At 52.8% G+C, this 9465-nt stretch carries 8 protein-coding genes and 1 riboswitch; of the genes, 5 read left to right on the top strand and 3 right to left on the bottom strand.

Annotation, left to right across the window (positions count from 1 at the left end; translation table 11 throughout):
* Positions 1–59: 59 nt before the first annotated feature.
* Positions 60–494 (bottom strand): S6 family peptidase, encoded by a 435-nt coding sequence (locus J8X26_RS03915; RefSeq protein ID WP_208950211.1) that lies wholly within the window; start codon positions 492–494, stop codon positions 60–62.
* A 468-nt stretch (positions 495–962) separates the two neighbouring features.
* On the opposite strand from J8X26_RS03915, the gene J8X26_RS03910 reads away from it, so the two are divergent.
* Positions 963–2615, top strand: a complete 1653-nt coding sequence (locus tag J8X26_RS03910; RefSeq protein WP_152327442.1) for a Na/Pi cotransporter family protein — start codon at positions 963–965, stop codon at positions 2613–2615.
* A 63-nt stretch (positions 2616–2678) separates the two neighbouring features.
* Here J8X26_RS03910 and panS read toward each other — a convergent pair whose 3' ends face one another.
* On the bottom strand, positions 2679–3596 hold the full coding sequence (gene panS / locus J8X26_RS03905; protein WP_152327441.1) for a ketopantoate/pantoate/pantothenate transporter PanS: 918 nt from the start codon (positions 3594–3596) through the stop codon (positions 2679–2681).
* A gap of 93 nt (positions 3597–3689) precedes the next feature.
* Positions 3690–5078, bottom strand: a complete 1389-nt coding sequence (gene lysC / locus J8X26_RS03900; RefSeq protein WP_152327440.1) for a lysine-sensitive aspartokinase 3 — start codon at positions 5076–5078, stop codon at positions 3690–3692.
* 109 nt (positions 5079–5187) lie between these two features.
* Positions 5188–5376: riboswitch (Lysine riboswitch) on the bottom strand.
* A 228-nt stretch (positions 5377–5604) separates the two neighbouring features.
* Here lysC and pgi point away from each other — a divergent pair.
* The 4 genes from pgi to ubiA all read left to right on the top strand — a co-directional run bounded on the left by pgi (position 5605) and on the right by ubiA (position 9446).
* Entirely contained in the window at positions 5605–7251 is a 1647-nt protein-coding gene (pgi, locus tag J8X26_RS03895) for a glucose-6-phosphate isomerase (RefSeq protein WP_208950210.1), read from the top strand.
* Between the two features lie 250 nt (positions 7252–7501).
* Positions 7502–7909, top strand: a complete 408-nt coding sequence (gene psiE / locus J8X26_RS03890) for a phosphate-starvation-inducible protein PsiE (RefSeq protein ID WP_095924316.1) — start codon at positions 7502–7504, stop codon at positions 7907–7909.
* Between the two features lie 89 nt (positions 7910–7998).
* A complete protein-coding gene (ubiC, locus tag J8X26_RS03885; RefSeq protein ID WP_165061223.1) occupies positions 7999–8538 on the top strand; it encodes a chorismate lyase in 540 nt (179 codons plus the stop codon).
* A 41-nt stretch (positions 8539–8579) separates the two neighbouring features.
* Positions 8580–9446, top strand: a complete 867-nt coding sequence (gene ubiA / locus J8X26_RS03880; RefSeq protein WP_193333198.1) for a 4-hydroxybenzoate octaprenyltransferase — start codon at positions 8580–8582, stop codon at positions 9444–9446.
* Positions 9447–9465: the final 19 nt, after the last annotated feature.

The raw sequence follows: 9465 nt of genomic DNA, 5'->3' as shown, positions 1-9465 counted from the left end.
CGCTACAGGATCGAGAATGTGGTGATCTGATCCTGATTACGGCAAAAAGTTCGATTTATTCAACAAAGCCGTTTGACTATTTCAACAGGAGCGACTTCAGTAATGACTTTATTTAAGCGGTCGACATTAAAATCTGCATTCGGGTCATTATTATAATTTATGACCTCATATTGTGTACTGTATTTAGCGTTAGTCCCGAAAGTGGCATTTTCGAACCAGCCAAGGTGAGTCACGCTGGTGACATAGTTAGCCCCGATAACAGTCGCATAGCCCGCAGTACTTGCGCTGGCAAAGTCCGGCAGAGAGAAGGGAAGGATCCCCGCAGGGGTTCCATCAAGGTTAAATACCTGCACGTTATTGGCGCCAGGCTGATATTTTCCCAGGTTTTCCGCGAAGTCGCGATAGTCCTGTACATCAATGTTCTCGTTCATTACACCGGCACTGGCATTGAATATGCAAAGTGATATCACTCCGCTCAATAATTTAACTTTCATATATTCGTGTCCTTGAAAATAAATCCATCTGATTTAAGTATGTTTATTTTTCTTTGATAGGGTTAATTAATTAGTTGACGTTGTAAATAGCCCATTAAATGAATTTAAGGTGAATTTGATGCTAATGAATTAGGTGTTCGTGTTAATTGTTTAGTTTTTTTTATTTTATGAAAAAAAGAGGAGTGGTGTTTTCTTGCAGGCAGTCTAGAGGGAATAAATTTTCTAATCAAACAGGATTTTGAAAATTGTTATTCATGTCTCTATAGTTTGATGATTTAAATAATAAAACAGAGAAAACGCTAAACATCTGCTTTGGTATGACGGACTTGTTTACCTCAATAATGTGCGTAGTCTACAGTTAGATGTGGCAGATGATGAGTCAGGTTAAGCAGGAAAGCTCAAATATTCTGATTCATCGGAATCCAACACAAACCGGTGGGTACCGGAAATAACAGGAGTTTCTCGTTCGTGTTAACCCTTTTGCATCTTTTGTCTGCTATTTCTTTGCTCGTATGGGGGACGCACATCGTGCGTACCGGCATCATGCGCGTTTTTGGCGCCAATCTGCGCCGTGTTCTGAGTAACAGCGTGGAGAAAAAGCCGCTGGCGTTTGTCGCCGGTATTGGCGTGACCGCACTGGTGCAAAGCAGTAATGCGACGGCACTGCTGGTAACGTCGTTTGTGTCGCAGGGGCTGGTTGCCCTGGCACCGGCGCTGGTGATTATTCTCGGCGCGGATGTCGGGACCGCCGTGATGGCGCGTATTCTGACTTTCGATCTCTCCTGGCTTTCTCCGCTGCTGATTTTCGTCGGCGTGGCCTTTTTCCTCAGCCGTAAACAAACCCGCGCCGGGCAGATGGGGCGCGTCTGTATCGGGCTTGGCCTGATTTTACTGGCGCTGGAACTGATTGTGGGCGCGGCAACGCCAATCATGCAGGCGTCGGGCGTGAAGGTTTTATTCTCTTCTCTGACCGGCGATGTGCTGCTGGATGCACTGACCGGCGCAGTGTTTGCCATTATCAGTTATTCCAGCCTGGCGGCGGTGTTACTGACGGCAACGCTTGCGGCGACCGGCGTTATCTCGCTGAAAGTGTCGTTGTGTCTGGTGATTGGCGCAAACCTTGGCAGCGGGCTGCTGGCGATGATCAACGCCAGTAAAATGAATGCAGCCGGTCGCCGTGTGGCGCTGGGCAGCACGCTGTTCAAACTCATTGGTTTAGTGATTGTGCTGCCGTTTGTCGGGCCGCTTTCCGTGCAACTGGCGCGTCTGGGCATACCGGATGAAGAACTGGTCATTTATTTTCACATGTTCTACAACCTGATCCGTTGTCTGGCGATGGTGCCGCTGACCGCGCCGATGGCGAAGATTTGTCAGCTGATGATTGCTGATGTGCCGGAAGACGATCCACGTTTGCGTCCGCGCCATCTGGACGTCAGCGCGATTGATACCCCGACGCTGGCGCTGGCCAATGCCGCCCGCGAAACCCTGCGTATGGGCGATGTAGTGGAACATATGCTGATCCTCAACCGGGAAGTAATGCACGGAAAACTGGCGCAGGATCGCGAGGTACGGCGTCTCGATGACGATGTCGATGTGCTGTATACCGCCATCAAACTGTATCTGGCGCAAATCAACAAAGAAGGGCTGGGCGAAGACGATTCACGCCGCTGGGCGGAAATCATCGAAATGGCGCTGAACCTGGAACAGGCCGGTGACATTATCGAGCGCATGACCGGCGATATCACCGCAAAATCTCACGCCACACGCCGCGCATTTTCACCGGAAGGGCTGGTGGAGCTGGAAGCATTGCATGAGAAATTGCTCGACAACCTGCGTCTGAGTCTGGGGGTTTTCCTGTCGAACGACCTGACCAGCGCACGTCGTCTGCGCCGCTCCAAACACCGTTTCCGTATTCTTGACCGGCGCTATGCGCACGCCCACGTCGATCGCCTGCATCAGCATAACGTGCAAAGTATCGAAACCAGTTCGCTGCACCTCGGGTTGCTGGGTGATATGAAACGTCTTAACTCGTTGTTCTGTGCGGTGGCGTATAACGTGCTGGATCAGGATGAGCAGGAAGATGAACAGCGTGAAAATAATGATGATATGAAGCGGGTATGAGTTTCTGGAGCGGGTATAAACAATGAACCGGACGCGAACGATGCGTCCGGTTTTTTTGGCTTATCAGTCTTTTTTAACCGGTTTACCCGACCAGTAACCGGCCAGCAACGAGCCGGAAAGATTGTGCCAGACCGAGAACAGTGCGCCCGGCAGTGCGGCCAGCGGGGTGAAATAGATTTTCCCCAGCGTCGCCGCTAAGCCTGAGTTTTGCATCCCGACTTCCATCGCCAGCGTGCGGCAGGTGGTTTCGTCAAACCCGAACAGCTTCCCGCCCCAGTAACCGCTCAGCAGACCAATGCCGTTGTGCAAAATCACCGCCACAATCACGATCAGGCCGACGGAACCGATAAAGCCCTGACTGCCGGCCACGACGGCGCTGATTATCGCCACGATACACACCATGGAAAACAGCGGCAGCAGCGGCTCGATGCGTTTCACGGTTTTGGTGAACAGATGATGAATAATCAGACCCGCTAAAATCGGGATAACCACGATCTGCAAAATGCTCAGCAGCATGCCTTCAACGTCCACTTTGATATGCGTATCAACGTACAGACGCGTCAGCAACGGTGTGGCGAAAACACCGACCAGCGTAGAGACGGCAGAAATTGTCACGGACAGCGCAACGTCACCTTTGGCGAGGTAAATCATCACGTTAGAGGCAGTGCCGCTGGCGACGCTGCCGACTAAAATCATCCCGGCGGACAAATCAGGTGGCATATGGAACAGTTTCGCCAGCACCCAGGCGGCCAGCGGCATCACCAGATAGTGCAAAAAAGTAGCGGCGGCGACCGGGCCCGGACGCGACAACACGCGTTTGAAATCACCGAATTCGAGGGTAACGCCCATCGCGAACATAATCAGCATCAGCAGGGTGGAAACATGCGGGCCAATCGGGGTGAACGTGCCGGGCGAATAATAGGCCGCGACGGATAACAGCACAGCCCACAGCGGGAACAGGCGGGTTATTTTGGCTAACATTGAGGATGATCCTTGTCTTTGTTGTTTTGCAAAAGGTACAGACAAAAAAAGACCGGGCACATGGCCCGGTCTTTTCAGATACCGCGCCCGTCGTTATTCGAATAGGTTGCGGTGTAGTGTTTTTACGACCTGATCGGCATCATTGCCCGGCACCAGGAAGCACAGGTTGTAGCTGCTTGCGCCGTAGCAAATCATGCGGATGTTGAACGGATCCAGCACGCCAAACACTTCTTTGCCGACGCCACAGGCCTGCGACAGCTTGTTGCCGATAATAGCGACCAGTGCCAGATTTTCTTCCACTTCCACGCGGCACAGTGAGGATAATTCTGTCAGCAGCGAAGTGGTCAGCAGGCTGGCATCGGAAGAGGTGGAGCCGGTGGTATCCAGCGTCAGCGCCACGCTGACTTCTGACGTGGTGATAAGATCCACGGAAATGCTGTGACGTGCCAGAATGCCAAACACTTCGGCGAGGAAACCGCGTGAATGCAACATGCTCAGGCTGTGCAGCGTGACCAGCGTTTGCCGGCGGCGCAGGGCAATTGCGCGGAACAGCGGCGGACTGTCGGTGGTATCGCACACTAACGTGCCGCCGCCCGATGGGTCTTTGCTCGAGCCGACAAACACCGGAATACCGCGGCGTACCGCAGGCAGTAATGTGGCCGGGTGCAGAACTTTCGCGCCAAAGGTCGCCATTTCAGCGGCTTCTTCGAAAGCGATACGATCAATGCGTTTTGCTGCCGGAACCAGCCGCGGATCGGTGGTGTAAATCCCCGGTACATCGGTCCAGATATCCACACGAACAGCGCTGAGCGCTTCACCCAGCAACGCCGCCGTGTAATCGCTGCCGCCACGGCCCAGCGTGGTCGTGCGGCCTTTGCCTTCAGAGCCGATAAAGCCCTGCGTGATCACCAGCGCGTCCTGCAGGCGCGGTTGCAGCTGTGAAACGGTTAACTCGCTCAGTGTCTGTGTGTCCGGTTCTGCACGACCAAAACGATCGTTGGTGCGCATGATTTTACGCACGTCGAACCATTCCACCGGCACGTTGCGCTGGCGGATGATTTCAACAAACAGAAGGGTAGACATCAGCTCGCCGTGGCTGACCAGTTCGTCGGTCAGCGCCGTTGATGTCGCGAGGCTGGCGGCTTCGGACAGCATAGCGATGTTTTCCAGCATGCGGCCCAGCTCTTCGCGGATCACCGTCGGATTGTCCAGACGGTCGATAATGGCATTCTGGATACGGCGAATTTCATCAAGCAGGAACGCCCGGCGCTCAGCTTCTTTGCCTTCGGCCAGCTCGACTAATAAATTGGTGACGCCCGCAGAGGCGGAGAGAACAACCAGACGCACTTCAGGGCGCGACAGAACGATATCTGCGCTGCGATTCATGGCGTCGAAATCCGCTACGCTGGTACCGCCGAATTTGGCGACGATAACGTTGCCCAGAGGCTGCGGGTTGGCGTTGCGGGTTGCTGCGTAATTCATGTAAAACCTCGTGTCAGGGTCGTCATACCAGACGGCCATCTATTCCATAAACTCTAAGAATTGGCACAAGGGGAGAGCGGGGAGGGGGCAGACGTAGAAATGCTACGATACACCCAGAAGCGCTCCACCTTGTCGACATCCTCACGGATGCCCGGTGACAACCCAGGGGATTCAGCCCCTGTAGCCGATCTTATGCCTGCCGAAGGCTTCAGACCTCGGCGTCGCTCCCCCTGATGTACCCTCGCAGGATTTCGGTTCCTCCGATACACTTCCTGGGCGACGCGCCTCTTCTGGCTCACGCGACACGCGCGCGAGTTAGGTGCTTAGGAATAACGGGTTCTCGCCTTTCTGTCAACGGCAACAGGCCGCTAACGCCACATTTTGAACGATTGTCATCTAATATTGTTCTCTGTCATTGTGATTTAGCAGATCTGACCTATCGCAAGAAAAGGCATCTCATCTCGGGAACTTCAGGATACAATCGGGACAGTTACCTCATATTTATTCTCAGCCTAAGAGCATTGCTATGAAAAATATCAATCCAACTCAGACCGCTGCCTGGCAAGCCCTGCAGCAGCATTTCGACAAGATGAAAGATGTGCAGATTAGCCATCTGTTTGCTGAAGATGGTGATCGTTTCTCCAAATTCTCTGCCACGTTTGAAGACCAGATGCTGGTCGACTTCTCTAAAAACCGTATCACGACAGAGACGCTGGACAAACTGCAGGCGCTGGCCAAAGAAACTGACCTTCAGGGCGCCATCAAATCGATGTTCTCTGGCGAGAAGATCAACCGTACTGAAGACCGCGCGGTGCTGCACGTTGCCCTGCGTAACCGCAGCAACACGCCAATCGTCGTGGACGGCAAAGATGTGATGCCGGAAGTCAACGCGGTTCTGGCGAAAATCAAAGGTTTCACCGAACGCGTTATCGGCGGCGAGTGGAAGGGTTATACCGGCAAAGCCATCACTGATGTAGTAAACATTGGTATCGGCGGTTCAGACCTTGGCCCGTTCATGGTGACTGAGGCACTGCGTCCGTACAAAAACCACCTGAATATGCATTTCGTCTCCAACGTGGATGGCACGCACATCGCCGAAACGCTGAAAGATTTGTCACCGGAAACCACGCTGTTCCTGGTGGCATCAAAAACCTTCACCACTCAGGAAACTATGACCAACGCCCACAGCGCGCGTGACTGGTTCCTGAAAACCGCGGGCGACGATAAGCATGTAGCGAAACACTTCGCGGCACTATCGACCAACGGTAAAGCGGTGAGTGAATTTGGTATCGACACCGACAACATGTTCGAGTTCTGGGACTGGGTCGGCGGCCGTTATTCACTGTGGTCCGCAATCGGTCTGTCTATCGCCCTGTCCGTTGGTTTTGATAACTTCGAACAACTGCTGAGCGGCGCTCACGCGATGGATAAACACTTCGCCAATACTCCGGCAGAGAAAAACCTGCCGGTTCTGCTGGCGCTGATCGGCATCTGGTACAACGATTTCTTCGGCACCGAAACTGAAGCTATCCTGCCATACGACCAGTACATGCACCGCTTTGCTGCTTACTTCCAGCAAGGCAACATGGAATCAAACGGTAAGTTCGTTGACCGTAACGGCAATCCGGTGGATTACCAGACTGGCCCGATCATCTGGGGCGAGCCGGGTACTAACGGTCAGCATGCGTTTTACCAGTTGATCCACCAGGGTACCAAAATCATCCCTTGTGACTTCATCGCGCCAGCTATCAGCCATAATCCGCTAAGCGATCACCACGCGAAACTGTTGTCTAACTTCTTTGCACAGACGGAAGCGCTGGCATTCGGTAAATCTCTGGACGTCGTCGAGAAAGAATTCGCCGATCAGGGTAAAAAACCGGAAGACGTTAAACACGTTGCGCCGTTCAAAGTGTTCGAAGGCAACCGTCCGACCAACTCTATCCTGCTGCGTGAAATCACGCCTTACAGCCTGGGTGCGTTGATTGCGATGTATGAGCACAAAATCTTTACTCAGGGTGCAATCCTGAACATCTACACCTTCGACCAATGGGGTGTGGAACTGGGTAAACAACTGGCGAACCGTATTCTTCCTGAACTGGAAGGCAGCGAAGATGTGACCGGCCACGACAGCTCGACCAATGGCCTGATTAACCGCTTCAAGAACTGGCGCTAATCCCTCGTCATCCTTCAGGTTGTTTCAGCGTTGGCTGCGTGAACTCACCCCGGTCACTTACGTATGTAAGCTCCCGGGGCTTCGTTCCCTTGCCGCCTTGATCCAGCCCCAATGATTTAGAGGGACAGGTCGAAATATTTCTAAATAAAAGGGTTAGCCTCAACGGGCTGGCCCTTTTTAATGCCGCTTTTCCGGCACAGACTCTGTGGTATTCTGCGGGTATTCATAACAAAAGTGGGATGTAGATCACATGGCAGGATCAAAACGCGCAATGATGATATCCGTCATTATGCAGCGAATCTTGAACGTTTTCTTATTGGGACTGGCCGCGATCCTGATGATTTTTATCGGGCGCGAAACCTATCATCTGGCGATGGTATTGTTCGTTAATAACGACCAGTCTTCGTCGTATCTGCTGATAGAGGGGATTGTGATTTACTTCCTCTATTTCGAGTTTATTGCGCTGATTATCAAATACTTTTCCTCGGGTTATCACTTTCCGCTGCGCTATTTTATTTATATCGGTATCACCGCAATTATCCGCCTGATTATCGTCGACCATAAAAGTCCTTATGACACGCTGGTTTACGCCTGTGCGATCCTCGTGCTGGTCGTAACGCTGTTCCTGGCAAACGGCGAACGTCTGCGTCGCGAATAAAACAGGCCATTACTGACCCGCATTCATGCGCTAGAATGCGGGGCAGATAATTCATTGGAGGTATGAATACCTTCATTACGGAGCCGTTGATGTCTGATTCCCATTCCTCTGAACAATCCCCAATCCACTGGTTTGACGACCCTTCGCAGGTCCCTGCGGATGTTGCCGACTGGCTGATGGAAATGGGATCCATGACCCGCCGGTTTGAAAAGCAGGGTGTTACCGTCACCGTAAAGCCACAAAACGAATGTTTTGTCAGCCGGGGGGAACTGGGTGAAAGTGAAGCGCAGCAGTTACCTGAAAGTGCCCGTTACTGGATCCGCGAAATTGTGTTGTTTGGCGATGCCGAACCCTGGCTGCTGGGCCGCACGGTCATCCCTGAAGAAACGCTGACCGGACCGGATCTGGCGCTGGTTGATTTAGGCACCGTCCCGCTTGGACGCTATCTTTTCAGCGGCAATAACCTGACCCGCGATTACATTCATTTAGGGCAATTGCAGAGTGAAAATGGTGACTTATGGGCACGTCGTTCCCGCCTGCGTTTGTCAGATAAACCCCTGCTGCTGACTGAAATTTTCCTGCCAGACTCGCCGGTACATCGCCCCGAGGGCAAAGTGAGTAAGGCATGAGCCAGACTAATCAACAAGGAGAGCAGAGAGTGTCAGGAAGTATGACTCAGGGCACATGGCGTGATTACTGCCGCCTGATGCGTATTGATAAACCGATCGGCTCGCTGTTGCTGCTGTGGCCCACATTATGGGCGCTCTGGGTGGCCGGTGGCGGAATGCCTTCGGCAAAAATTTTGCTGGTTTTCGTGCTGGGCGTGTTTTTTATGCGCGCAGCCGGTTGCGTGGTGAATGACTACGCCGACCGTAAATTTGACGGTCATGTCAAACGTACCGCGAACCGTCCGCTGCCAAGCGGTGCGATTTCCGGTAAGCAGGCGAAAATGCTTTTTGCCGGGCTGGTGCTGGTTTCGTTCCTGCTGGTTCTGCTGCTTAACCGCATGACGATTTTGCTGTCTCTTGCCGGGCTGGCGCTGGCATGGATTTATCCGTTTATGAAGCGGGTCAGCCATTTGCCTCAGGTCGTTTTAGGCGCGGCGTTTGGCTGGGCCATTCCGATGGCGTACGCGGCGGTGAGTGAAAGCGTACCGCTCAGCTGTTGGCTGATGTTTGCCGCTAATATCTGCTGGACGGTTGCGTACGACACGCAATACGCCATGGTTGACCGCGATGATGATTTGAAAATCGGTGTGAAATCGACAGCGATTCTGTTCGGTCGTTTTGACACGCTGATTATCGGCCTGCTGCAACTGGCGACGTTAATACTGATGGGCATTGTCGGCCATCTTTCCCAGCTTGGCGCGCCGTTCTACTGGTCGCTGCTGCTGGCCGCTGCGCTGTTTGTGCATCAGCAAAAGCTGATTGCTAAACGCGAGCGTGACGCCTGTTTCCTGGCTTTTCGCCAGAACAACTATGTCGGACTGGTGCTGTTCCTTGGCATTCTGATGAGTTTATCTGCTTTCAGCTTCTGAGCCTTTCAGGCAATAAAAA

This window comes from Rahnella sp. ChDrAdgB13 (assembly GCF_017655185.1).
Taxonomy (GTDB): Bacteria; Pseudomonadota; Gammaproteobacteria; order Enterobacterales; family Enterobacteriaceae; genus Rahnella; species Rahnella contaminans.
The sequence above is the reverse complement of the archived record's forward strand: the minus strand, read 5'-3'. Positions and strand labels throughout refer to the sequence as shown.

Excerpts from the sequence above, each read along its gene's own strand:
- panS (WP_152327441.1), bottom strand. The coding sequence starts at position 3,596 with ATGTTAGCCAAAATAACCCGCCTGTTCCCGCTGTGGGCTGTGCTGTTA.
- J8X26_RS03915 (WP_208950211.1), bottom strand. The coding sequence starts at position 494 with ATGAAAGTTAAATTATTGAGCGGAGTGATATCACTTTGCATATTCAAT.
- pgi (WP_208950210.1), top strand. The coding sequence starts at position 5,605 with ATGAAAAATATCAATCCAACTCAGACCGCTGCCTGGCAAGCCCTGCAG.
- lysC (WP_152327440.1), bottom strand. The coding sequence starts at position 5,078 with ATGAATTACGCAGCAACCCGCAACGCCAACCCGCAGCCTCTGGGCAAC.
- psiE (WP_095924316.1), top strand. The coding sequence starts at position 7,502 with ATGGCAGGATCAAAACGCGCAATGATGATATCCGTCATTATGCAGCGA.
- ubiA (WP_193333198.1), top strand. The coding sequence starts at position 8,580 with ATGACTCAGGGCACATGGCGTGATTACTGCCGCCTGATGCGTATTGAT.
- ubiC (WP_165061223.1), top strand. The coding sequence starts at position 7,999 with ATGTCTGATTCCCATTCCTCTGAACAATCCCCAATCCACTGGTTTGAC.